Here is a 23,223-nt window from a genome sequence, read left to right on the forward strand (position 1 = left end):
TTCCAGAAAACAAACGCCACCCTACTCTAGGCCCATCCACTGAACACGCAGGAGCCAGCCATGAACCAGATTTCCAGCCAGACCCACGCCATCTCGATCAACCCCGCCACCGGCGAGCAGATCGGTCACTACGCCTTTGAATCCGCCGAGGCCCTCGACGCTGCGCTGACCCGCGCCGCGTTCGGATTCTCGAAATGGAAACGCAAGCCGCTGCAGGATCGCTCCCGCGCCCTGACCGCCCTCGCCGGCGCCCTGCGTGACAGCGCCGAAGCCATGGCGACCATGATCACCCTGGAAATGGGCAAGCCGATCGCCCAAGCCCGTGGCGAAATTGAAAAATGCGCCAAGCTCTGTGAGTGGTACGCCGAAAACGGTCCGGCGATGCTCGACGCCGAACCGACTCAGGTTGAAGGCGGCAAGGCGCGCATCGAGTACCGACCACTCGGCCCGATCCTCGCGGTGATGCCGTGGAACTTCCCGATCTGGCAAGTGCTGCGCGGTGCCGTTCCGGCGCTGATCGCCGGCAACACCTACGTGCTCAAGCATGCGCCGAACGTGATGGGCAGCGCCTACCTGCTGCGCGACGCGTTCAAGCGCGCCGGTTTCGCCGATGGCGTATTTGAAGTGATCAACGTCACCCCGGAAGGCGTTTCCACCGCCATCGCCGACCCGCGCATCGCCGCTGTCACCCTGACCGGCAGCGTCCGTGCCGGTATGGCCATCGGCGCTCAGGCCGGTGCCGCGCTGAAGAAATGCGTGCTGGAACTGGGTGGTTCCGACCCGTTCATCGTGCTCAATGATGCGGATCTTGATGAGGCCGTGCAGGCTGCCGTCATCGGTCGCTACCAGAACTCCGGCCAGGTCTGCGCCGCGGCCAAGCGCCTGATCATCGAAGAAGGCGTGGTCGAAGAGTTCACCCGCAAATTCGTCGAGGCCACGCGTCAATTGAAAGTCGGCGATCCGCTGTCCGCCGACACCTACATCGGGCCGATGGCGCGTTTCGATCTGCGTGACGAACTCGACCAGCAAGTGCGCGACACCCTCGAAGAAGGCGCCACCCTGTTGCTCGGCGGCGGCAAGGCCCAAGGCCCGGGCAACTACTACGAGCCGACCGTGCTGGCCGATGTCACGGACCGCATGACCTCGTTCAAACAGGAACTGTTCGGCCCGGTGGCATCGATCATCACTGCCCGCGATTGCGCCCACGCCGTGGCCCTGGCCAACGACAGCGACTTCGGCCTGACCGCGACGATCTACACCGCCAACGTGCAACTGGCCCAGCAACTGACCAGTGAACTGGAAACCGGTGGTGTGTTCATCAACGGTTACTCCGCCAGCGACCCGCGTGTGACCTTCGGTGGCGTGAAGAAAAGCGGTTTCGGTCGCGAACTGTCGCACTTCGGCGTGCGTGAGTTCTGCAATGCGCAGACCGTGTGGCTGGATCGTAAATAATCAGGACTCCAACACGCACAGGTGGGAGTGGGCTTGCTCACGAAGGGGCCGGCATGTTCAGCATTGATCGTGACTGACCTGACGCCTTCGCGAGCAAGCCCGCTCCCACACTCGAAAATTCCGCACACACCGCTATAGCAAGTCGGGCGCTGTTTTTTGCGGCTGCGCAACCGCCGGCCCCTTGCTCAACAGCCCAAGCACCACTGCCGCCGAAGCCAGGGTAATCAGCGTAAGGATGTGCAGGAGGTACTGAAACGCCGTGGCATAACCTTGCACCAGACGTTCTTTGGCCAGCCCCGGAACGGTGTCGAGCGCATGCGCCATGTCCCCCGTGGTGACCCGGTGCGCGGTCTCGGCAATCAACGCCGCATCGACACTGCCTGCCACTGCCCCCGTCAGATCGGTATGCAGCAGCGAAGTCAGCACAGCGCCCACCACCGCCAGCGCAATACCCTCACCCGCCACGCGCACGGTATTGAAGATCCCCGCCGCCATCCCCGCGCGCTCCTTCGGTACAACGCTGACCGACAGACCATCCATCAACCCCCACGGCAAACCGGTGCCAATCCCGATCAACAGCATCGCAATGACCAAGGCGGATTTTGGCTCGCCGACGTTGTACAGGCTCAACCCGTGCAAGCCCACCGCAGCGATCAGAAAACCGATCCCCGACAGGATTCCCGCCGAGACAAACCGGGTCAGCGACGCCGCCAGCATCGGTACCACCAGCATGGGCGCCGACAGCGCCAGCAACAGCAGGCCGGCATCGATTTCGCTCAAGCCTTCCACGCCGATAAAGCGCAATGGCAAGATCACCACCAGCACGATGTAGCAAAAACAGGTGCCGATCGGCAGCATCTGCACGCCGATGAAGCGCGGAAAACGCAACAGGGTCAGATCGAGCATCGGATGTTTGACGCGCTTTTCGATCATCACGAACAACCCCAGCAACAATGCCGAAGCACTCAGCAGACCGACCACCAGCGGGCTGCCCCAACCGCTTTCCGGCGCCTGAATCACGCCGAAGGTGAACAGCGCCAGCATCGTGCTGAAGGTGATCGTGCCCGGCCAATCCAGTCCCGTGGCATCCGGGTTGCGGCTTTCGCGCATGCGAGGCAGGCCGAAGACCATGGCGATCACGCCGATCAGCGCGGTGAATACGAAAATCACCCGCCAGTTGAACGCTTCGATCAACGCACCGGCCAGCAGCGGCCCGAAAGCCAGACCAATGCCGAATGTGGTACCGAGTACGCTGTACGCGCGGGTCCGCGCATGGCCTTCGAATTCCTGCGCCAGCGACGCTGAACCGCTGGCCAACGCCGCAGCACCGGCCACGCCCTGCACTGCACGCAGCCCATCCAGCCAGTACACCGACGGTGCCAGGCTCTGCGCAATCGATGCTGCGGTGAACAGCAACATGCCGAAGCTGAACAGGCGTTTACGCCCATAGACGTCGGCCAACGCTCCCGCCGCCATCAGCAAACTGCCGAACGACAACATGAACGCATTGGTGATCCAGGTCAGGGCAACGGGACTTCCGCCCAGATCACGGCCAATGGCGGGCGTCGCCACCGCGCCACCGGTAAAACTCAAGGGCAGTACCAATGCCGACAGGCACACGGCCGCGAGGATCAGCAGCTTGTTACGCGCGCCTGGTTGATGAGAGACCGTTGTCATGCATTCATCCTTTAAAGAAATTGCCAGGCAGCGACTTTAAGGCCGTGAGATTGATGCGATAATCCCAGCAATTTTGCATGACTTTGTGAAAGGCATTCACAGATGAAATCACCCTCAGCGGCAGACCTTTGCGTATTTCTCTGTACGGCGCAGCACTTGAATTTCAGCAAGGCCGCCGTCGAACTCGGGCTCACCCCGTCAGCCCTGAGCCATTCGGTAAAGGCTTTGGAGAATCGCCTCGGTGTGCGTCTGTTCAATCGCACCACCCGCAGCGTGGCGTTGACCGAGGCCGGTGAGCGCTTTTACGCGCGCCTGAAACCGGCGTTCCGCGACATTGACGATGCACTGGAAGACCTCAACCATTTTCGCGACAAACCCACCGGCAACCTGCGTATCACCTGCGGACGCCAGGCGTGCGAACTGGTATTGCTGCCGATTGCCAGCGAGTTCTTGCAGACGTATCCGGACATTCGCATGGAGGTGGTCGAAAGCGAAGCATTGCTCGATATCGTCGCTGGCGGATTTGATGCGGGCGTGCGCTTTGGCGATCGACTGCAGGCCGACATGGTCTCGCTGCCGATTGGCTCGGCGATGCGTTCGGTGGTGGTGGCTTCGCCGGCATTCCTTGAACGCTATCCTGCGCCGCAAAAACCCGAAGATCTGCACGACTTGCCGTGCCTGCGCCACCGCTACCCCAGTGGCGCCCTGTATCGCTGGGAATTCGAACGCGATGGCATTGCCCAGGAAATCGAGGTCAACGGCCCGCTGACCCTGGGCGACGTCAGCTTGATGGTCGGCCCTGCACTGCAAGGCCTGGGATTGGCGTATGTGTTCGATGACATGGTCAGCGAACACTTGGCATCGGGGCGTCTGATTCAGCTGTTGGCGGACTGGTGCCCCTACTATCCGGGCCTGCATCTGTACTACCCGAGCAGGCGCCACGTACCGGCGCCGCTCAAGGCTTTTATCGACTTCGCGCGCGAGCGCAGTGGTCACTAGGGCTTACAGATATTTCAGCCAGGCAATATCGCGGCGCCGCGATTTCAGCGCGGAAAACCAGCGCACCGCCGGGTACAGCGCAACCGCCAGCAGCACCGACACCAGCCAGATTGCCGGTACCGAGTCGAATCCGAAATGGCTGCCCTGATTCAGTCCGAACAGCGCCAGCGCCATCAGGTACAGCACCTTCAGCACGTACAGATGCAGCAGATAGAAGAACATCGGTGCGGAACCGAAAACCGTCAGCCAGCGAATCCAGCGACGCGTCTGCAGCCGTTCGAACAGCAGCAACAACAGCAATCCGACGCTCACCGTCAGGGTGATGAACAGCAGCGATGGCGGGTACTTGGTGATGTTGAAAAACGCCATCAGCGTTTGCACGGTCGTGTCTTCGACCGCCCAAGACTTTTCGCCGTATCCGTTGAGCAACCGCAGCCCGACGAAACCCAGCAGTCCGGCGATACCAGCCAGCAACAGGCACTGCTGACGAACTCCGGCGTCGGCCGCACGGGCAAACCACGGGCCCAGCGCATAACCCAGACCGATCACGCCGATCCACGGCAACAGCGGATACGAAGTGCGCAAGCGCAGACTGTCACCGACCTCGATCCAGCCCCGATCATGGAGGATCGCCCATGGCACATGCAGTGCCGACTCCGGCGCGAAATGCAGCCCATCCAGCAGGTTATGCCCGGCAATGATCGCCAGACTCAGCGTCAGCAGCAGCCAGCGCGGCAGCCAGACCAGCAGCGACAACGCGATCATGCTCAAGCCAATCGCCCAGATCACCTGCAGATAGATCACGCTCGGCGGCAACTGAAACGTCCATGCAAAATTCACCAAGGTGAATTCCAGCACCACCAGAAACAGCCCACGCTTGAACAGGAAGGCACTGACATCGGCCTTGCCCGCGTACTTCTCGCCGAACAACCACGCAGACAATCCAGTCAGCAACACGAACACCGGTGCGCACAGATGCGCCAACGTGCGACTGAAAAACAACGCCGGCTCGGTGTTGGCGATGTCCATCGGGTCGGACACCTGACGGTGCAACAGAAACGTTTCACGCACGTGATCCAGCAGCATGAACAGGATGACCAGACCGCGTAACGCATCAATGGACAGCAAGCGGCCGGTCGGCGGCGGGTTGGAACGGGCACACGCAATCGTCATGGACATTTCGCCATCGAGTCAATGAATCGGGGGCGCATAACTACACGTCCCGCCAAAAATTGGCGTTACTCTATAACATTAAAAGTCGATTCCCAAGCCAAACGCCATTTGCCCAATCACGTCAGGCTTCTATAGTGATCAGGCGCCCCCCTGCCCTTTGCGCCTGCTGTCGAGCGTTGCCCATGACCTCAACCGAACACCTGATCATCTGCGAGCATTGCGACTGCGTGTACGAAAAGGTCGTGCTCGGCAAACACCAGAAAACCCTCTGCGTGCGGTGCGGCGGCGTGCTGCAGCGCTACAACGGCTTGACCGTCGAGCAGCGGCTGGCCCTGAGTTTCACTGCGGCGATGCTGTGGCTGTTCGCCAATTTCTATCCGGTGATGAGCATCAGCATGAAGGGCCTGAAGAACAGCGCGACGCTGTGGGATTCGGTACTGGCGCTGAGTCAGGGGCCGATCACGTTCATGGCGATGGTCGCGGCGATTTCGATCATCATCGCCCCGGCGTTTCAACTGGTGCTGCTGATCTGGGTGCTGAGTTTCGCCTTATCATCGCGCCGGGCACCGGGCTTCAAGCTGTGCATGCGCTGGCTGGAAACCCTGCGCCCTTGGAGCATGCTCGAAGTGTGTCTGCTGGGGGCGATGGTGGCGGTATTCAAACTGGCCGGGCTGCTCGATGTGCTGCCGGGTATCGGCCTGTTCGCTTTGGCGGTGCTGAGCTTGATGATGATCCGCATTGCCGGCCGCGACATTCGTGATCTGTGGGACATTCTATGAAGCGACCCGCGACCGCCAGCGAACTGAATCTGTGCCTGTGCCACAGCTGTGGGCTGGCCTGTGACATGACCGACGAGCCGCACGAGTGCCCGCGCTGCGATGCGCCGCTGCATCGGCGCAAGACCAACTCCCTGACGCGCACCTGGGCCTATCTGTTCGCCGCGTTGGCGTTTTACGTGCCGGCCAATCTACTGCCGGTGATGAACACGGTGATGCTCGGCAACGGCGCCGACAGCACGATCATGAGCGGCGTGCTGGAGTTCTGGGAGGGCGGCGCGTGGGACATTGCGCTGATCATTTTCATCGCCAGCATCGCGGTGCCGGGGATTAAATTCGTCGCCCTGTCGCTGCTGCTGATCACCGTGCAGCGGGGCAGCGACTGGGCGCGCCGTGAGCGCTCGAAGCTGTACCGTTTCGTCGAGCTGATCGGCTACTGGTCGATGCTCGACGTGCTGGTGGTCGCACTGGTCGCGGCGCTGGTGAAGTTCCAGGCGCTGGGCGATATCGAACCACGCCCGGGCATCCTGTTTTTCGGCATGGTGGTGGTGTTCACCATGCTCTCGGCGATGAGTTTCGACCCACGGCTGATATGGGACAATGCCCCGGACGACGAACCGCTCAGCGACGCACCACCTCAAGCAGCACCTGCAACGGATGGCGCAGCGCCCGATCCGACTGGCGCTTGACCTGACTGCGGCATGAGTAACCGGTGGCCAGCGCTTCGCCCCGCTCCGCCGGCGCCTCAACCTGCCGCGCCCACGATTGCTCGTAGATCACCGCCGAGGTTTCGCGGTTGCGCGCTTCATGGCCGTAGGTGCCGGACATGCCGCAGCAGCCGGTGGCCTGCGTCGCCAGTTTCAATCCGGCTCGCTCGAACACTTGCTCCCACTGGCGAGTGGCGGCCGGCGCGTTGGTTTTCTCGGTGCAGTGTGCCAGCAGACGGAATGACCGGGCCGCATCGGCAGCGGCCTGCTCCGGCATCACCTCGAGCAGCCATTCCTGTACCAGCGCGACTTCCGGGCAGTGGTCCATGCCGGGCACTTTCAGGTATTCCTGGCGATAGACCAGCGTCATCGCCGGATCCAGCCCCAGCAGCGGTACGCCAACGTCCGCCAGCTCACGAAGTTGCTGCGCATTGCGCAACGCCGCGCGGTTGAACGCTGACAGGAAACCCTGCACATGCAGCGGCTTGCCATTGGCACTGAACGGTGCCAGATACACCTGATAGCCAAGTCGTGAAATCAACTCCAGCAGATCCGCCAGCAGCGGCGCCTCGAAGTAACGAGTGAAGGCGTCCTGCACCAACACCACACTGCGCTCGCGCTGGGCCGGGGTCAGCACCGACAGCGTGGAAACCGTCGCCGGCTGCACCTTCCAGCGGCGCAGCGCAGCGTGGAAATCAAAGCGACTGAGCAACGGCACATCGACCATGCCGCCAAGACGCTCCAACTGTTTGCGCACAAAGGTTGCGCCCATCAAACCGTTGTACAGTGCCGGAATCCGCGCCATGTACGGAATGCTGTACTCCAGCGAAGCAATCAGATAGTCCCGCGCCGGGCGCAGATAACGGCTGTGATACAGCTCAAGGAAACGCGAACGGAATTCCGGCACGTTGACCTTGACCGGGCACTGTCCCGCGCAGGATTTGCACGCCAGGCAACCGGCCATGGCGTCATACACCTCATGGGAAAAGTCTGCATCCTGCGCGCGGCTGTTGCGCCAGCGTGTCCACAGGTTGCGGAAAAATGCCGGATGACGGATCGCCTCCGACAGCACATCCACCCCTGCCTCGCCCTGCAAACGCAGCCATTCGCGGATCAGCGATGCGCGCCCCTTGGGCGATTGCGCACGCTCGCGGGTGGCTTTCCACGATGGGCACATGGCGTCGTCGGGATCGAAGTTGTAGCAGGCGCCGTTGCCGTTGCAATGCATGGCTGCGCCGTAGCTCTGCCAGACCTTTTCGTCGATCTGTCGGTCGAGTTCGCCGCGCAGGGTCACTTCGTCGATTTTCAGCAACGCCGCACCGGTATTGGCCGGGGTGGCGATCTTGCCCGGGTTGAACTGGTTGAACGGGTCGAACGCGGCTTTCAACGCTTGCAACGCCGGGTACAGCTCACCGAAAAACGCCGGCGCGTATTCCGAGCGCAGGCCTTTGCCGTGCTCACCCCACAACAGGCCGCCGTAACGCTGGGTCAGCGCCGCGACGCCGTCGGACACCGGGCGCACCAGCGCCGCTTGCTGCGGATCCTTCATGTCGAGAATCGGACGTACGTGCAGCACCCCGGCATCAACGTGGCCGAACATGCCGTACTGCAAACCGTGGCTGTCGAGCAGCTCGCGCAACTCGGCGATGTACTCGGCCAGGTGCTGCGGCGGCACCGCGGTGTCTTCAACAAACGGCTGCGGCCGCGCTTCGCCGGCAACGTTACCGAGAAGGCCGACCGCGCGTTTGCGCATGCCATAAACCTTGTTCACTGCCGCCTGGCCGACCGCCAGGGTATGGCCGAGGCGTTCGACGGTGGTGTCGCTGCTCAAGTGTTCGAGGAAGGCTTCGACCCGGCGCTGCAGATCCTCGGGATCGTCACCGCAGAACTCCACCAGGTTGATCCCCAGTGTCGGGCGCTCGGCGCTTTCCGGGAAGTATTCGGCGACGCCGTGCCAGACGATGTCCTGCATCGCCAGCAGCAACACCTTGGAATCCACGGTTTCAATCGACAGCGGCTTGAGCGCCATCAGCGCCCGGGCATCGCGCAACGCATCCATGAACCCGGCGTAGCGAATGTTCACCAGCATCGTGTGTTTGGGGATCGGCAGTACGTTGAGCTTCGCCTCCACCACAAACCCCAGCGAGCCTTCGGCGCCGCACAGCACGCTGTTGAGGTTGAAACGCTTGTCGGCCTCGCGCAGGTGCGCCAGGTCGTAGCCGGTCAGGCAACGGTTGAGGTCAGGGAACCGTTGTTTGATCAGCTCGCCCTGCTCATCAATGATCTGCCGCGCACAGCGATAAACTTCACCCACCCGATCTTCACGGGCACACAGCGCTGTCAGGTCGTCTTCCGCCAGCGCTGCGCCGTGCAGACGCTCACCACCGCGCAGGACCATGTCGAGTTCCAGCACATGGTCGCGGGTCTTGCCGTAGGTGCAACTGCCCTGGCCACTGGCGTCGGTGTTGATCATGCCGCCAACGGTGGCGCGGTTGGAGGTCGACAGCTCCGGGGCGAAAAACAGCCCGGCTGATTTCAGCGCGGCGTTGAGCTGATCCTTGACCACCCCGGCCTGCACCCGCACCCAGCGCTGCTCGACGTTGATTTCCAGAATACGGTTCATGTGCCGCGACAGGTCGACGACGATGCCATCGGTCAGCGACTGGCCGTTGGTGCCGGTGCCGCCGCCACGCGGCGTGATCACCACTTGCTGATAAGCCGGCTCGGCGATCAGCCGTGCGACCCGCGCCACATCCTCCGCATCCATCGGAAACACCGCCGCTTGCGGCAGACGCTGATAGATCGAATTGTCGGTGGCGAGCACCACGCGACTGGCGTAATCGGCACTGATCTCGCCACGAAAACCACAGGCTTTCAGGGCTTTGAGGAACTTCTGATAATCGGCGATCAATGCAGTGGCGGGCTTCAGCTGGGCAATCATCGGTGAGGAAATCTCGGTCAAAATCGGGCCGTGTGGCGGTGAACAGTTGTGCGCAATGAATGATTGCGTCACGCTCCCGCCATCTCATGGCGCTTATGTTCATTGCTTGGCGCCGTCGGGACAAACGTAAAATCGACCCGCAATCCATGACTAAAACGAATGAATCCGCGAACCCTCACCCCTTCCATGTCGCTGTTGCTGGCCTTCGAGGCCGCCGCACGCCATGAAAGTTACACCCGCGCCGCCCATGAACTGTCGCTGACGCAAAGCGCGGTCAGCCGTCAGGTGCAGATTCTGGAAAAGATGCTCGGCATGCGCCTGTTCAGTCGCGAGGGCCGGCAAGTGGTGCTGACCGATGTCGGGCGCATGTATCAGCGCGAACTGGCCGAAGCCCTCGGGCAGATCCGCAGCGCGACGTTGCAGGCCATGGCGTTCGGTTCCGGCATCCACAGCTTACGGCTGGCGACGCTGCCGACCTTCGGCTCGAAATGGCTGCTGCCGCGACTCAAGGACTTCTACACCGCACACCCCGGCATGACCGTGCACTTGCATTCACGCATCGAAGCGATCGACTTCGACACCAGCGAGATCGATGCGGCGATCTGCGTCGGTGCGGGGGATTGGCCCGGGCTGAGCGCCCTGCCCCTGCACACTGAAGAACTGGTGGTGATTGCCAGTGCGCAGTTGTCGTTGGCCGAACGCGATGATGCGGAACAGCACATCGCCGGGCAGTTACTGCTCAATGTCAGCAGCAATGCCCAGGCCTGGGCGGAATGGTTCACGCATCATGGTTTGCCCCACCGCAGCATGCGCATCGGGCCGAGCTTTGAAATGACTTCGCACCTGATTCAGGCGGTCCGGGCGAATATTGGCGTGGGGCTGGTGCCACGGATTCTGGTGGAGGATGAATTGCTTAACGGCGAGCTGCTGCAACTGGGGGAGCCGATCACCAGCCGGCGCAGCTATTACCTGGTGTATCCGCCGCGTAATGAGGCGTTGCCGTCACTGAAAGCGTTCAGGGACTGGTTGGTGCATACGCTCTGAACAGCAGCACTGCTTTTTCAAAGGTGGAGGCGCACTCGGCCCTCTCAACAGTGGACTATCCAACGGTTTTCCGTCTGGCCCAAAGAACAGGTGTTCATATTTCTTGGGCATTGGTTGTGGTGCTCGGGCGCTCATAATCAATCCTCTGATGCCGGGCTGAACTCAACCCATTTAACCTTCGCGGAATCTATCAACAAATATTCGGCGCCAAAAGGCGCCACTTTGCCATCTTCATGCAGCCAATGTGGCTTATGGATCACGAACTGGCCGTTGGCTGATTCCGGCGGCCACTCGGCCGGCCAGCCAAGAACGCGCCTTTCGTCATGCAAATGCAGGGTGATGAGCCGATCAAATTGCGCGAATGCGCAGAACCATTCGCTTGGGTAAGAAGATTGTTTCGTTACGTTTCTGCGACGCAGCCAACCATGTAGCTTGTCATTGGTCGCCAGACTACAGGACAGCAATCCAAGTACCAGCGAACAAAAGAATGCCCATGACGTCTGCGCCTTGCCATCCCATATTCCTAGAGAAAAACCCTTCGTCCCCACATACAAAAAGATCACGCCAATACCTGTTACCACCCCATGAATCACAAACGTAAAAATCAACGCCTGCACAATCTGCCCAAAGGTGTCAGGCCGCTTGAACGAAGTGAGCGTGTAAAAAATCCAGGTAGAAACAAATCCGGGAATCAGATACTGCAACAACGGAATAACTTCTTTGACCAGATCATCCATGATCCGTGGCTCCTTGAAAGGCATGCCCCTCCGGTTACCGGGCGGCACTCAGAAGCCTAGCGCACACTGGGATACGCCTCGTGCCGATCTGTCACAGCGCATTTCGCAAAGCAAAAAAAAGCAGAAACCATTGATCCGGTTTCTGCTTTTTGTGGGGCTGGCTTTTGCAGCGGAGGCTGGGCTTTACAGGCAGTCACGCACCGATTTGCGCAACGACCCGGACTTGGCCCATGGCGGTCCCTGATACAGGGAAACGCGACTACCGTCCTTGTATTTGATGATGTCGAGAATCTCGTCGGCGGTGACGAGGCTCGGCGCCTTGATCCGGTAGCCGTTGGAAATGGACGTCTGCGTGGTCTTAGGAATGTCCTGCTGCCACAACGGCAACAAGCACGCGGCATAGTCTTTAGGCGCTTTGGTGGTGGTTTTGCTGAGATTTGGCTCGCCCGGCACCAGCGATGCTGGCAATGAGCAACCCGCCAGCAATGCCAACGCCAAACTCCCGATCCATATCCGCATGGTGTTTCCCTGATCTTGAAAAACGCGAATGTAACGTGTAACCGGGTGTACATCCAGCGCGGCACGTCGCCCACAAGGGAGATTGGACAAATATTTACATGCATGCAGCCCGGTGGCAGACGAGCTGCGCATCATCGAAGAAAAATGCGACTACTCTGTTCTACCGAGAATGTTCCGGAGGTGATCATGCGGCTCAATGAATACGAACACGAACTTCAGCGCGACCTGCAAGCCGTCGCATCGGATCTGAGATGGTCGGCGGTCGACCTCAAACGCATCGCCGAACAGCTGCGCAAGAGCGGCAATGAAGCGGATGCCCAGGCGGTACTCAGGTCCTGCGAGGTGCTGCAAAGTGATGAAGAACGCTTGCAGCTGTATGCCAAGGAAGTGAAAACGCGCTCCATCAGCCGGATCAAAGTCCACTGATCCCCCCCTTTACCTCAACAAAAGCCCCGGCAATCACCGGGGCTCTTTCGTTACATTTGCTTCAACTTGCAGTGTGACTTCGCGCTCGCACCGAGCGTTTTCTGTAACCCGGCAACGCAGCGGCATAGGCCAGTGCTTCCTCTCTGCTACCGAACGACGCAAGCCGATCGCCTTGAGTACAAACACGCCACGGGCCGTTGTTCACGCTGAGTACGTCGTAGCCGTTCATGTGCATTTTGTTCAAGACCGGAATGCTCATGGGTACCTCCTTTTTGCCGACGGTGGATTCAGCTCTGCCTTTTTAACTTACACCCGGATGCCGCATTTGTGCCGACCGGGTGTCGCCATCGCGATGCGCCAAGGCTCTGGCACTTTCCGCCAGGCCAAACACTCAAAACCCCGAGGGAACCTTTGAATCCGGGCCCGGCTCGAATATTGCAGTTTTATTTCATTTATGTGACACGCAGTAAACAGGTAACAGATGAAAGTACGCGCAACCGTTATTTGCGAGCAGGATCGACACGTTCTCCTGGTGCGCAAACCCCGCTGTCGCTGGACACTGCCCGGCGGCAAGGTCGAGCCTGGGGAAACCAAAGCCGGGGCGGCGACGCGCGAGCTGCAGGAAGAAACAGCACTGGATGCCGAGCAGATGTTGTATCTGATGGAACTGCACAGCGGCAGCACCCAGCATCATGTCTACGAGGCGTCAGTGCTCGATCTTGAGCAGTTGCGCCCGCAAAACGAGATCACCGAATGCATCTGGCATCCGCTGGACGCGGTGCAGAATCTGCCCACCAGCGACGCGACGTTACGTATCGTGCAGGCGTTTCAACGGCGCTTGTGAGAGATCAGCCGGCGAATGCCCGGCGTCCGGCGCTCATTTCCGTGCGCAATTCGCCAATGAAGTTGGAAATGTCGCGGATCGTCACCAGATGTTCCGGTGAGACGCCATTGAGCAACAACTCGACTCGCCCGGAGTCAGGCTCATAAACCTTGATCCGCAACAGTCCCTGCTCCACTTGTGTGCATTCGCATTCAAGCGACGGAAAGCCGGATTCGACAATCCGGCAGATGTCGGCAATGGCTAGCATGGGCGCACGCCTCGCAGGCGATGAGTCGATCGACCCGTTGAGCATAGATGAGCCCTCAGCAACCCGCCGCCCCGAGAAGTGCCAACCCGATCACATTTTTCGCGCAGCCTTAGTGGGCGTCATGATCCCAGATCCAGTTCCACATCCCCGGCAACTGCACCGGCTGCGAACTCTGCTGAACCGTACGCGCCAGGGCCGCCTTCAACAGCGCCGCGTGATCATCGTAGAACGGTTTGTCCGCCAGTTTCACGCCAGTGGCGGCGGCGCTGTCGAGCAGGATTTGCAGGTATTCGCGGGTATGCCGCGCGGTGTAGCGGTTGAGGTCATGAAAGGTCACCACCACCGGAATCACCCCGTCTACGGTCGGAAATTCGCCGAGGGCAATGCGCTCGCGGACTTCCGATAGCTGGCGCAGCATATTCGCCCGACGTCGGGGACTGGCGTTGAAGCCCCAGATCTTGCCGTCATTGGCGCTCAAATCGGTCAACAACACGTGCAAGCCATGCTGCTGATACGCGGCGAAGGTGCGCTTGTCGTAATTCCAGAATGGCGGACGCAGCAGGATCGGTGCTGCTCCGGTGATCGCGGCGATATCCGCCGTGCCGTTGCGCAACGACTGCTCCAGTTCTTGCGGATCGAGCGAGCGATGATTGGTGTGCCAATGGGTGGCGGTATGGAATCCGAGGATGTGCCCTTCGGCGTGCTCGCGCCGCATGATGCCGCGACCAATGTCACTGTTACCGGCGCGAGGCGCGCGGGTCTGGACGAAGAACACCGCTTTGATGTCCGGTTGCACCGGGTTGACCTTGAGGCTATCGAGCACGGTCGCCGACGGATTCCAGAAACTCGAGGCGCTGGGGCCATCATCGAAGGTCAGCAGAAAGCGCACCGGGGCCTGGGACTTGAGCCGAGTTTCGGTTTGCGCAGTCATCTCGATCGGCGCGGCAATGCAGCCGGCCAGCCCGAACGCGATGGCCGCTGCACAGAGAAGATTGAACGCGTATTTCATGTTTTGCCTTGCGCCTGACCGTTGCGGCCCTGTTGTCGACTGGCAAAACTCCCTCGCCCTGATCCATCCCTGCGCCCGGTTTCGCGAGCCAGGCTTGGATAGGGTACACAGGCTTTGGTTCCGGCGCTCGCTCAGTCAGCCAGTGCCTGTTGAAATGAAGTATCGATGATTCCGGCGGTGGCCAGCGGCGCCGGCAGTGCCTTGACCTTGAACAGGAAGTCCGCGGTGCCTTGCAGGTCGACCGCCGCCTGCTGATCCACCGGCCCGACAGTCATGTGCGCCTGACGCAACCAGTGCCGTGAAACCTGCTGATCGAGATTGGCTTTCTTCGCCCACAGGTCCGCGTATTCGTCGGTGTGGCTGTCGACCCAGGCCCGCGCCTGTTTCAAACGCCCGAGAAAATCGGCAATCGCGGCACGCTTGCTGTCGATCGACGGTGCCGACGCGGCAATCGCGCTGAGGCCCGGCATCAGGTTTCTCGCGGTGAGAATCGGCCGCGCACCGGAGAACACGATTTGCTGGGAGATGTACGGTTCCCACACCGGGAACGCGTCGATGCTGCCCTGTGGCAATGCCGCCGCCGCATCAATCGGCATCAGTTTGACGAAGTCGACGTAATTTTCCGGCAGACCGCCCTGCTCCAGGGCGCGCAAGGTCAGCTGCTGGCTCCAGGCGCCGGGCCAGTAGGCGACTTTCTTGCCCTTCAGATCCGCGATGGTTTTCACCGGCGAATCTTTCGGCACCAGCAAGGCGATAGTGTCCGGGTTCTGCCGCGACACACCGATCAGTTTCACCGGCGCCTGTTTGGCGGCGAGAAACAGAAAACCCGAATCGCCAAGAAAGCCCAGATCCAGCGAGCCGGTCTGCAGCGCCTCGGCCAGTGGCGCGGCGGCCTGGAAGTGCTTCCAGTCGACGCTGTAAGGCGCGTCTTTCAACACGCCGGAGGCTTCGACCGAAGCGCGGATGTTGTAGTAGTTCTGGTCACCAACATGCAGGACCAACGGCTCGGCGGCGTGGGCAAGCGGTGCGGTGAATAACGCGGTCATCAGTGTGCTGCGGAGCAAACGAGAGAGCTTCATGGGAGGTCCTGCGACGGGATTTTGCATAGACCATAACGCTGTTGATAAACCGATTTTAAATTCGATTAAGGCATAAGCTCAGCGCCCGGAATGCTCACTGTCCGTTGCGCAACAGTGCATTGCCACAATGTTTCCCAAGCAACAGTTGAAAGGCGCTAAAACCGGGGAAAACCCCGTAAACATGGGTCGAAACGCACATGGCACAGAGCCTGCAATATTCCATTCATGCAGGACGCAGCCGATAAAAATATATTTTTGGACATAACAACCAGTGCCTTTGCCGGAGCGCCCCATGACATCGTTCTTACCGTTTATCCGCCTCAAAACGCTGCTGGTCGCCAGCGCCATGGCATTGAGCCTGCAACCGCTGGCCGAAGCCGCCGAAGCGCCGCCCGCGGAAGTCCATCTGGATTACGCCTACTACTCACCTGTGAGTCTGGTGCTCAAACATTTCGGTTTTCTCGAAAAGGCCCTGCCACAGACCAAAGTCAGTTGGGTGCTGAGCCAAGGCAGTAACCGTTCGCTGGAATACCTGAACAGCGGTGGCGTCGATTTCGCCTCCAGCGCCAGCCTCGCTGCAGTGCTGAGCCGGGCCAACGGCAGCCCGATCAAATCGGTATACGTTTACAGCCGTGCCGAATGGACCGCGCTGGTAGTGCGCAAGGATTCGCCGTACCAGAGCGTCGCCGACCTCAAGGGCAAGAAAATCGCCGCCACCAAAGGCACCGATCCGTACCTGTTCACCCTGCGCAGCCTGCAACAGGCCGGGCTGAAGAAAGACGACGTGGAACTGGTGCACCTGCAACATCCGGACGGTCGCACCGCACTGGAAAAAGGCGATGTCGACGCCTGGGCCGGACTCGATCCGCACATGGCCGCCAGCCAGGTGCAGGCCGGTTCACGTCTGCTGTATCGCAACCCGGCATTCAACAGCTACGGCGTGGTCAGCGTCACCGAGCAGTACGCCAAGGAGCATCCGCAAACCATCGACACCGTGATCAAAGCCTACGAGCAGGCGCGGGACTGGGCGCTGAAAAATCCCGACGAGTTCGCCGCGCTGCTCGCCAAGGAATCCGGTCTGCCGCTGGACGTGGCCAAACTACAGTTGTCGCGCACCGACCTGAGCAGTCCGCAACTGACCGCCAACGATGTGCAGGCCTCGAAGGCGGCGGCACCGATTCTTGTGTCCGAGGAACTGGTGCGGCGTGGGGTGAATGTCGATCAAGTCATCGATCAGTTGCTCGACAGCGGAGTGCAGCAAGCCGTCGCCCGCCAGTAATCGACCAGACTCACAGCCCATCCGCGCCCGACGCGGATTCGCTGTGAGCGGAGCCCACGTATGAGCACTCGCAGTAACGAACTGCCCGCGCCGCCTCGCAGCTTGTCGAGGCCGCGTCCTTCATCTCTCAACCCGACATGGCGACGGCGCCTGAAAGGCCTGGCCCTGCCGCTGCTGATCGTAATCGCACTGGAGTTCATCGTGCGTCTCGGCTGGCTGCCGTCCTATCAGATGCCGGCGCCCAGCGAGATCGCCCTGACCCTCACCGACCTCGCCGAAGGCGCCCTGTGGAAACACATCAGCGCCAGCCTGTTGCGGGTGTTGCTCGGTTTTGCAATTGGCGCCAGCCTGGCGCTGGTGTTCGCCGCTTGGGTCGGCCTGAGCCGTGAGGCCGAGGCTTATCTGGAACCGACATTCGCCGCGCTGCGTTCGATTCCGAGTCTGGCCTGGGTGCCGCTGTTGCTGCTGTGGCTGGGCATCGATGAAACCTCGAAGATCGTGCTGATCGCCATCGGCGCGTTTTTTCCGGTGTACGTCAACGTGGTCGCGGCGATTCGCAACATCGATCGCAAACTGGTCGAGGTCGGGCACATCTATGGCTTCAGCCGCTGGCAACTGGTGCGGCGGATTCTGCTGCCCGCCGCCCTGCCCGGCCTGTTCACCGGACTGCGCAGCGGCATGAGTCTGGCGTGGATGTTTCTGGTGGCCGCCGAGCTGATCGCCGCGACCAAGGGCCTCGGTTATCTGCTCAGCGACGGCCGCGAAACCTCGCGACCAGACATCGTGCTGGCGGCGATTATCGTGCTCGCCTTGCTCGGCAAACTCAGCGACGGTTTGCTCGCAGTGCTGGAACGCCGCTGGCTGGTCTGGCGCGACACGTTCACCGGTCAGGAGGCGCAGGATTGATTGGCCAGAGCCAACTATGCTGAAAGCGTCCATCCAGAGATTCGGCGCATGTGCGGAAGACTCTCGCAGTACCGCGGCATTCACGACTTTGTCGCGGTGCTGAGCATTCCCGATGCGCTGATCAATCACGTCGGCGACGCTGCGCTGGAGCGCTACAACGCGGCGCCGACCACGTCACTCGCGGTGCTCCATCAACATGATCAACGTCTGTATGCCGACAACCTTTGCTGGGGCTGGCGCCCGCACTGGGCCAAGGACCGCGCGGCGCCGATCAACGCCCGCGTGGAGAAAGTCGCCCATGGGCCGTTCTTCCGGGCGATCTGGCGTCATCGGCTGATCGTGCCCATCGACAACTGGTTCGAATGGGTCGACGGCCCGGATAAAACCCGACAGCCGTGGCTGATCCGTCGTGCCGATCGCGGGCCGGTTTTCTGTGCCGCCATAGGACAATTTCCAACACCCGGCAGCGATGGCCGGGACGACGACGGTTTTGTGATCATCACCGCCGACAGCGTCGGCGGCCTGCTCGATATCCATGATCGAAGACCCGTGGTCTTTCGCGCTGACATGGCTGCCGAGTGGCTCGACAGCGCCACGCCTGTTGAACGCGCCGAACAGATGCTGCTGTTTGAAGGCGAACCCAGTGATGCCTTCGCCTGGCACAAGGTTGGCAAAGCCGTCGGCAATTCACGCAATCAGGGTGCCGGACTGATTGACGAAGTGGCTTAAAGATTCGTGATCTCACGCGTTTACCCTGTAGGAGCTGCCGCAGGTGATAACAGGTGACACTCGATCTTTACAGTGAGTGTTTCATCGCTGAGACAGCCCGGAAAAAACAGTCGTTTGAGCGAACTAACCGCCTGTCTGACATTTCAACCGTCATACATACATTTACATGCACTACGGATAGCATGCGCGCCGCATTTCCATTTGGCATACCAGTTGACCAAAGAGTCAGCAAAACCAGGAATCCCCTACAACTTTAACAAGCCTTGCAGAGAACTAAGTTGCGCGACGATTTTGCAATCAAACAGGCCAACGGCCTGGAGTGTATTTATCTGTCCATGACAGAACGCTTTCAACTCGACTGTTTTATCGGCCACTACATCAAGACCCGAAACCTGCGTTCAGTGCCGGACATCGAACGCATCCTGCGCACCACGCTCGAAAGCTATCCCGGTCACCCGCCGGTGATGGTCAACGAGCTCAATGCATGGATCGACAAGACTCTGGGCTATCGGGCGTCACACCCGGACTTCCCGCACCTGGAAGACCTCTGAAAAAAAGAAGCCCCGCTGCTGCGGGGCTTCTTGCATGTTGTCAGAGTTTCACGTCAGGCCCGGTGAGTTCCTTGCCATCGTCGTGCTTCCACGTCTGTTCCTTGCGTTTCTCACGCTCGATTTCTTCTTCGCTGGGCTCGTCTACTTCATCGTCTACATGTTCGTCTTCATCCGGACGCTTTTGCTCGGTCGTCATGTGCACCTCGCCTTGTCAAAAATAGTCATCCAACCAGCTTAGAACAGTTTTTTTACCGGTAACTTACAACCACCAGCGCAGCAAAAAGAAAAACGCCATGCTCAAGAGCATGCTGAGCAAGGTATTGCGGGTGTACAGCACCAGCCCGATCGCTACGAGCGAACTCAGCAAATACGGATTATCCCACTGTAAATTCAACTGTTTGTCCGGCATGAACACGATCGGCCCGCAGATCGCCGTGAGCATGCCCGGTACGGCAAACCCGAGAAACTGCCGAGCATTGCTGCTCAAGCGCAGCGGCAGGCGCGGTTCAAGAAACACGTAACGGTTGAGGAACACCAGAATCCCCATGCCGAAAATCACTGCCCAGACCATCATGTGCGCCCCCGATACAACTTGTTGCAGACAAACCCTGCGGTCATCCCGGCCAGCCCCGACAGCACCAATGCCGAGCCCCACTGCCAATAACTGAACAGCACCGAGCAGAACAGCGACACCGCCACGCACACCATGGTCGGCACGTTACGCACCACCGGGGTGATCAATGCGATGAAAGTGGCGGCAATCGAGAAATCCAGCCCCAAGTGCTCAAGCCCCGGAATGCTGCTGCCCAGGACGATGCCGGCCAGGGTGAACAGGTTCCAGGCGATATAGAACGTCAGGCCGACGCCCAAGGCGTACCAGCGATTGAACTGCTGACGGTCATGCTGGCTGGTCAGGGCGAACAGTTCATCGGTGAGCAAAAAGCCCAGGCCGATGCGCCAGCGCCCGGGCAGCGGCGAAATCACTGAGCGCATGCTCATCCCGTACAACAAATGCTGCGAGGTCAGCAGCAGCGTGGTCAGCAGGATCGAGAAAATCCCGGCACCACCCTTGAGCATGCCGATCGCCACCAGTTGCGCCGCCCCTGCAAACACGATGCTCGACAGGCCCTGCCCCTGTAACGGCGTGAGGTTGGCTTCGATCGCCATGGAGCCGGCCAGCAGCCCCCAAGGCGCCGTCGCCAGTGATAACGGCATGATCGCCGCAGCGCCGCGAAGAAACGCACGGCGCGGCATAAGTGAGTCAGACATAACGCTCTTCAACCGAGGAAACGGTCGCAGACTCTGCCAGCAAATGCCCCTTCGTGGCTTGAACAATCTTGCGCACTTGCGCTAAATCGCAGCGCCCCAGCGTCGCTGTCGGCGTACCATGGAGGCCTTCACAACCACGTCAGGGAGACGACATGCTGTACCGAATCGCAGCCGACGGGCTGGTGCTGTTCCATCTGTCATTCATTCTGTTTGTGCTGTTCGGCGGGCTGCTGGTGCTCAAGTGGCCACGCCTGATGTGGCTGCATCTGCCGGCGGCTGCATGGGGCGTGGCGGTCGAGGTGTTGCACCTGACCTGTCCGCTGACCTACTGGGAAAACCTGATGCGCCACGCCGCCGGGCAGACCGAATACGCCGGCGGCTTCATCGAGCACTACATTTGGCCGATCATCTACCCCGCCGGGCTGACGCCGCAGATCCAGTTGGCGCTGGGCAGCGTGGTGCTGGTGATCAACCTGCTGGTCTACGGGCGTCTGGCCCGCGCGTGGAAACTGCGCCGCGCCAGCCGTATTCCGTTTTAACGAGCGGCGGGTTTCAAGGCTTGCAGCCAGGCCGGATCCAGGCGCTTCTGGTCGATCTCCAGACCCAGCGCCTGCATCCGCTCTTTGTGCGCTTCGACTTCCCGGCGCAACTGCGCATGATCGCTGGAGTTACCGTCCAGTTCGTGCATCTGGGTCAGCCCCAGATGATAGAAGCGCAGCACCTTCATCGCGGTCGGATCGTTCTGTTCCACCGCAGCGGTCACCTGATGCATCACATTGGTCACGCTCATCAGGCTGCGCTTGAGCCGCCAGCTATAGACCGCCGGGGCCATCCACGCCTGCTGCCAGAACTGCCCGCGCATCAGCGCCGCTGTCAGCAGGAAAGCCACGAACACCCCGCCGACATTGAACCGCAGGTTATCGCCGCCAGGCTCGCCGAACAGTGCCACCGCGGCCGTCGAAAGCACCATCGCCAGCACCAGGAACAGCACGGCAATGATCAACGTGCTGCGGCGGGTCTGCTGGCGAAACGTTGCTGGGTCCATCGGCTGGATCTCGAACATCAGGCATGACTTCCTTGAGCGATAAAAAGGGCAACGGAAAAAACTCGCTGCGCATTATCGCCTCTCTCGGGGATTTAGCTATGCTGGGGGCCCTTTTCAACTTTTCAGCGTCCAACGGGGACATGGCGGTACAGCGCAGATCGTGCCATCTTCATTCATGGATACACACTATTCGGATGCCATTTGCCTGCCATTGGAATGACATCGTTTTAAGGATCATTGCATGACCCAACGACACGTAATCAACGCCTCGGTCAGCCCGAAAGGCAGCCTGGAAACCCTTTCTCAACGTGAAGTTCAGCAACTGAGCGAAGCCGGATCCGGCAGCACCTACACCCTCTTCCGCCAGTGCGCCCTGGCCATCCTTAATACCGGCGCGCATGTCGACAACGCCAAGACCATCCTCGAAGCCTACAAGGACTTCGAAATCCGCATTCACCAGCAGGATCGCGGCGTGCGCCTCGAACTGCTGAACGCCCCGGCCGACGCGTTCGTCGACGGCGAAATGATCGCCAGCACCCGGGAAATGCTGTTCAGCGCCCTGCGTGACATCGTCTACACCGAAAACGAACTCGACAGCCAACGCATCGACCTCAGCACCTCGCAAGGCATCAGCGACTACGTGTTCCACCTGCTGCGCAACGCGCGCACCCTGCGGCCGGGTGTGGAGCCGAAAATCGTCGTGTGCTGGGGCGGCCACTCGATCAACACCGAAGAATACAAATACACCAAGAAAGTCGGCCACGAACTGGGCTTGCGCAGCCTCGACATCTGCACCGGTTGCGGCCCCGGCGTGATGAAAGGCCCGATGAAGGGCGCGACCATCGCCCACGCCAAGCAGCGCATCCATGGCGGGCGCTACCTTGGCCTGACCGAGCCGGGGATCATCGCCGCCGAAGCGCCGAACCCGATCGTCAACGAACTGGTGATCCTGCCGGACATCGAAAAACGTCTGGAAGCGTTCGTGCGTGTCGGCCACGGCATCATCATCTTCCCGGGCGGCGCAGGCACCGCCGAAGAGTTCCTTTACCTGCTGGGCATCCTGATGCACCCGGACAACGCCGGCCTGCCGTTCCCGGTGATCCTGACCGGGCCGAAACATGCCGCGCCGTATCTGGAGCAACTCGATGCCTTCGTCACCGCCACCCTCGGCGATGCGGCGAAGCAGCACTACGAGATCATCATCGACGACCCGGCCGAAGTCGCGCGGCAGATGACTGCCGGCCTCAAAGCGGTGAAGCAGTTCCGCCGCGAGCGCAACGACGCGTTCCACTTCAACTGGCTGCTGAAGATCGACGAAAGCTTCCAGCGTCCGTTCGATCCGACCCACGAGAACATGGCCAACCTCAAGCTGCACCGCGACCAGCCGCCCCACGAACTGGCCGCCAACCTGCGCCGCGCGTTCTCCGGGATCGTCGCCGGCAACGTCAAGGACAAGGGCATCCGTTTGATCGAAGAACACGGGCCGTACCAGATCCGTGGTGACGCGGCGATCATGCAACCGCTCGACGCGCTGCTCAAAGCCTTCGTCGCCCAGCACCGGATGAAACTGCCGGGCGGCGCGGCGTATGTGCCGTGCTATCGCGTGGTGGCGTAACTCTCCCGCCACCGCATCCCCCTGTGCCTGCCCCCCATGCAGGCACAACAAAACCAAAGTGGGAGCGAGCCTGCTCGCGAATAGGCCAGATCAGCCACTTCAGATGTTGACTGATCCACCGTTTTCGCGAGCAGGCTCGCTCCCACAGGTTGTGTGCCAGCCACAAATGCCAGGCACACCACAATGTTTCTGCGTGCGC

Annotated in this window: 26 protein-coding genes; 13 read left to right on the forward strand and 13 right to left on the reverse strand. The window is 60.5% G+C overall.

From position 1 onward, the window contains the following. The first annotated feature begins 60 nt into the window (after window positions 1-60). Window positions 61-1,452, forward strand: coding sequence for an aldehyde dehydrogenase family protein (locus tag E3Z29_RS19395; RefSeq protein ID WP_134786665.1), 1,392 nt, complete (start codon window positions 61-63; stop codon window positions 1,450-1,452). 132 nt (window positions 1,453-1,584) lie between these two features. Here E3Z29_RS19395 and E3Z29_RS19400 read toward each other — a convergent pair whose 3' ends face one another. Further along, window positions 1,585-3,129, reverse strand: coding sequence for an MFS transporter (locus E3Z29_RS19400; RefSeq protein WP_134786666.1), 1,545 nt, complete (start codon window positions 3,127-3,129; stop codon window positions 1,585-1,587). A 102-nt stretch (window positions 3,130-3,231) separates the two neighbouring features. Here E3Z29_RS19400 and E3Z29_RS19405 point away from each other — a divergent pair, with 102 nt between their 5' ends. Further along, the gene (locus tag E3Z29_RS19405; RefSeq protein ID WP_134786667.1) at window positions 3,232-4,128 is read left to right on the forward strand and encodes a LysR family transcriptional regulator; all 897 of its coding nucleotides are present in this window, start codon (window positions 3,232-3,234) and stop codon (window positions 4,126-4,128) included. Between the two features lie 3 nt (window positions 4,129-4,131). Here the strand turns inward: E3Z29_RS19405 and E3Z29_RS19410 are convergent, their stop codons facing one another. Further along, on the reverse strand, window positions 4,132-5,301 hold the full coding sequence (locus tag E3Z29_RS19410; RefSeq protein ID WP_134786668.1) for a DUF1624 domain-containing protein: 1,170 nt from the start codon (window positions 5,299-5,301) through the stop codon (window positions 4,132-4,134). 182 nt (window positions 5,302-5,483) lie between these two features. Here E3Z29_RS19410 and E3Z29_RS19415 point away from each other — a divergent pair, with 182 nt between their 5' ends. After that, a complete protein-coding gene (locus tag E3Z29_RS19415) occupies window positions 5,484-6,080 on the forward strand; it encodes a paraquat-inducible protein A (RefSeq protein WP_003225887.1) in 597 nt (198 codons plus the stop codon). Then, entirely contained in the window at window positions 6,077-6,766 is a 690-nt protein-coding gene (locus E3Z29_RS19420; RefSeq protein WP_027612991.1) for a paraquat-inducible protein A, read from the forward strand. Before E3Z29_RS19415 ends, E3Z29_RS19420 begins: the two co-directional genes overlap by 4 nt. On the opposite strand, the gene E3Z29_RS19425 is transcribed toward E3Z29_RS19420, so the two are convergent. Beyond that, the gene (locus E3Z29_RS19425) at window positions 6,699-9,725 is read right to left on the reverse strand and encodes an FAD-binding and (Fe-S)-binding domain-containing protein (protein ID WP_134786669.1); all 3,027 of its coding nucleotides are present in this window, start codon (window positions 9,723-9,725) and stop codon (window positions 6,699-6,701) included. The genes E3Z29_RS19420 and E3Z29_RS19425 overlap by 68 nt on opposite strands. 159 nt (window positions 9,726-9,884) lie before the next feature. Here E3Z29_RS19425 and E3Z29_RS19430 point away from each other — a divergent pair, with 159 nt between their 5' ends. Then, a complete protein-coding gene (locus tag E3Z29_RS19430) occupies window positions 9,885-10,769 on the forward strand; it encodes a LysR substrate-binding domain-containing protein (RefSeq protein WP_098964366.1) in 885 nt (294 codons plus the stop codon). 137 nt (window positions 10,770-10,906) lie between these two features. Here E3Z29_RS19430 and E3Z29_RS19435 read toward each other — a convergent pair whose 3' ends face one another. Together E3Z29_RS19435 and E3Z29_RS19440 are read right to left on the reverse strand one after the other, a co-directional pair. Next, window positions 10,907-11,506 carry a DUF6338 family protein gene (locus tag E3Z29_RS19435; protein ID WP_134786670.1) on the reverse strand — a complete coding sequence of 200 codons (600 nt, stop codon included), beginning with the start codon at window positions 11,504-11,506 and terminating at the stop codon, window positions 10,907-10,909. 183 nt (window positions 11,507-11,689) lie between these two features. Beyond that, a complete protein-coding gene (locus E3Z29_RS19440; protein WP_003225912.1) occupies window positions 11,690-12,025 on the reverse strand; it encodes a hypothetical protein in 336 nt (111 codons plus the stop codon). A 186-nt stretch (window positions 12,026-12,211) separates the two neighbouring features. Between E3Z29_RS19440 and E3Z29_RS19445 the strand changes: the two genes are divergently transcribed. Beyond that, complete coding sequence (locus tag E3Z29_RS19445) at window positions 12,212-12,451, forward strand: hypothetical protein (protein WP_098964368.1); 240 nt, start codon at window positions 12,212-12,214, stop codon at window positions 12,449-12,451. A 61-nt stretch (window positions 12,452-12,512) separates the two neighbouring features. Here the strand turns inward: E3Z29_RS19445 and E3Z29_RS19450 are convergent, their stop codons facing one another. After that, window positions 12,513-12,710 carry a DUF2188 domain-containing protein gene (locus E3Z29_RS19450; protein ID WP_096796397.1) on the reverse strand — a complete coding sequence of 66 codons (198 nt, stop codon included), beginning with the start codon at window positions 12,708-12,710 and terminating at the stop codon, window positions 12,513-12,515. Window positions 12,711-12,932: 222 nt separating this feature from the next. On the opposite strand from E3Z29_RS19450, the gene E3Z29_RS19455 reads away from it, so the two are divergent. Then, window positions 12,933-13,295 carry an NUDIX hydrolase gene (locus E3Z29_RS19455; protein WP_098964369.1) on the forward strand — a complete coding sequence of 121 codons (363 nt, stop codon included), beginning with the start codon at window positions 12,933-12,935 and terminating at the stop codon, window positions 13,293-13,295. A 4-nt stretch (window positions 13,296-13,299) separates the two neighbouring features. On the opposite strand, the gene E3Z29_RS19460 is transcribed toward E3Z29_RS19455, so the two are convergent. The 3 genes from E3Z29_RS19460 to E3Z29_RS19470 all read right to left on the reverse strand — a co-directional run bounded on the left by E3Z29_RS19460 (window position 13,300) and on the right by E3Z29_RS19470 (window position 15,630). Next, window positions 13,300-13,542, reverse strand: coding sequence for a DUF1652 domain-containing protein (locus E3Z29_RS19460; protein WP_003225919.1), 243 nt, complete (start codon window positions 13,540-13,542; stop codon window positions 13,300-13,302). 109 nt (window positions 13,543-13,651) lie between these two features. Next, window positions 13,652-14,551, reverse strand: a complete 900-nt coding sequence (locus E3Z29_RS19465; RefSeq protein ID WP_098964370.1) for a polysaccharide deacetylase family protein — start codon at window positions 14,549-14,551, stop codon at window positions 13,652-13,654. A 131-nt stretch (window positions 14,552-14,682) separates the two neighbouring features. Beyond that, on the reverse strand, window positions 14,683-15,630 hold the full coding sequence (locus E3Z29_RS19470) for an ABC transporter substrate-binding protein (protein WP_098964371.1): 948 nt from the start codon (window positions 15,628-15,630) through the stop codon (window positions 14,683-14,685). 292 nt (window positions 15,631-15,922) lie between these two features. On the opposite strand from E3Z29_RS19470, the gene E3Z29_RS19475 reads away from it, so the two are divergent. From E3Z29_RS19475 to E3Z29_RS19490, 4 genes are all read left to right on the forward strand, one after another. Continuing rightward, a complete protein-coding gene (locus tag E3Z29_RS19475; protein ID WP_098964372.1) occupies window positions 15,923-16,909 on the forward strand; it encodes an aliphatic sulfonate ABC transporter substrate-binding protein in 987 nt (328 codons plus the stop codon). Window positions 16,910-16,969: 60 nt separating this feature from the next. Next, window positions 16,970-17,815, forward strand: coding sequence for an ABC transporter permease (locus tag E3Z29_RS19480; protein ID WP_134786671.1), 846 nt, complete (start codon window positions 16,970-16,972; stop codon window positions 17,813-17,815). A gap of 48 nt (window positions 17,816-17,863) precedes the next feature. After that, window positions 17,864-18,544, forward strand: a complete 681-nt coding sequence (locus E3Z29_RS19485) for an SOS response-associated peptidase (RefSeq protein ID WP_134786672.1) — start codon at window positions 17,864-17,866, stop codon at window positions 18,542-18,544. A gap of 278 nt (window positions 18,545-18,822) precedes the next feature. Beyond that, a complete protein-coding gene (locus E3Z29_RS19490; RefSeq protein ID WP_097090314.1) occupies window positions 18,823-19,095 on the forward strand; it encodes a hypothetical protein in 273 nt (90 codons plus the stop codon). A 40-nt stretch (window positions 19,096-19,135) separates the two neighbouring features. On the opposite strand, the gene E3Z29_RS29475 is transcribed toward E3Z29_RS19490, so the two are convergent. The 3 genes from E3Z29_RS29475 to E3Z29_RS19500 all read right to left on the reverse strand — a co-directional run bounded on the left by E3Z29_RS29475 (window position 19,136) and on the right by E3Z29_RS19500 (window position 20,364). After that, entirely contained in the window at window positions 19,136-19,291 is a 156-nt protein-coding gene (locus tag E3Z29_RS29475; protein WP_167734154.1) for a hypothetical protein, read from the reverse strand. Window positions 19,292-19,354: 63 nt separating this feature from the next. Further along, window positions 19,355-19,666, reverse strand: coding sequence for an AzlD domain-containing protein (locus E3Z29_RS19495; RefSeq protein WP_166497451.1), 312 nt, complete (start codon window positions 19,664-19,666; stop codon window positions 19,355-19,357). After that, window positions 19,666-20,364 (reverse strand): AzlC family ABC transporter permease, encoded by a 699-nt coding sequence (locus E3Z29_RS19500; RefSeq protein ID WP_098964376.1) that lies wholly within the window; start codon window positions 20,362-20,364, stop codon window positions 19,666-19,668. The genes E3Z29_RS19495 and E3Z29_RS19500 overlap by 1 nt, the downstream gene beginning before the upstream one ends. A gap of 152 nt (window positions 20,365-20,516) precedes the next feature. Here E3Z29_RS19500 and E3Z29_RS19505 point away from each other — a divergent pair, with 152 nt between their 5' ends. Continuing rightward, window positions 20,517-20,903, forward strand: a complete 387-nt coding sequence (locus E3Z29_RS19505; protein ID WP_027612976.1) for a DUF2784 domain-containing protein — start codon at window positions 20,517-20,519, stop codon at window positions 20,901-20,903. Here the strand turns inward: E3Z29_RS19505 and E3Z29_RS19510 are convergent. Further along, window positions 20,900-21,427, reverse strand: a complete 528-nt coding sequence (locus E3Z29_RS19510; RefSeq protein WP_134786673.1) for a DUF3087 domain-containing protein — start codon at window positions 21,425-21,427, stop codon at window positions 20,900-20,902. The two genes, E3Z29_RS19505 and E3Z29_RS19510, sit on opposite strands and share 4 nt — an antisense overlap. Window positions 21,428-21,650: 223 nt before the next feature. Between E3Z29_RS19510 and ppnN the strand changes: the two genes are divergently transcribed. Next, window positions 21,651-23,024, forward strand: coding sequence for a nucleotide 5'-monophosphate nucleosidase PpnN (ppnN, locus tag E3Z29_RS19515; protein WP_027612974.1), 1,374 nt, complete (start codon window positions 21,651-21,653; stop codon window positions 23,022-23,024). Window positions 23,025-23,223: the final 199 nt, after the last annotated feature.

Origin of the sequence: Pseudomonas sp. S150 (genome assembly GCF_004526365.1) — a bacterium.
In the GTDB taxonomy this organism is placed as follows: domain Bacteria; phylum Pseudomonadota; class Gammaproteobacteria; order Pseudomonadales; family Pseudomonadaceae; genus Aquipseudomonas; species Aquipseudomonas putida_A.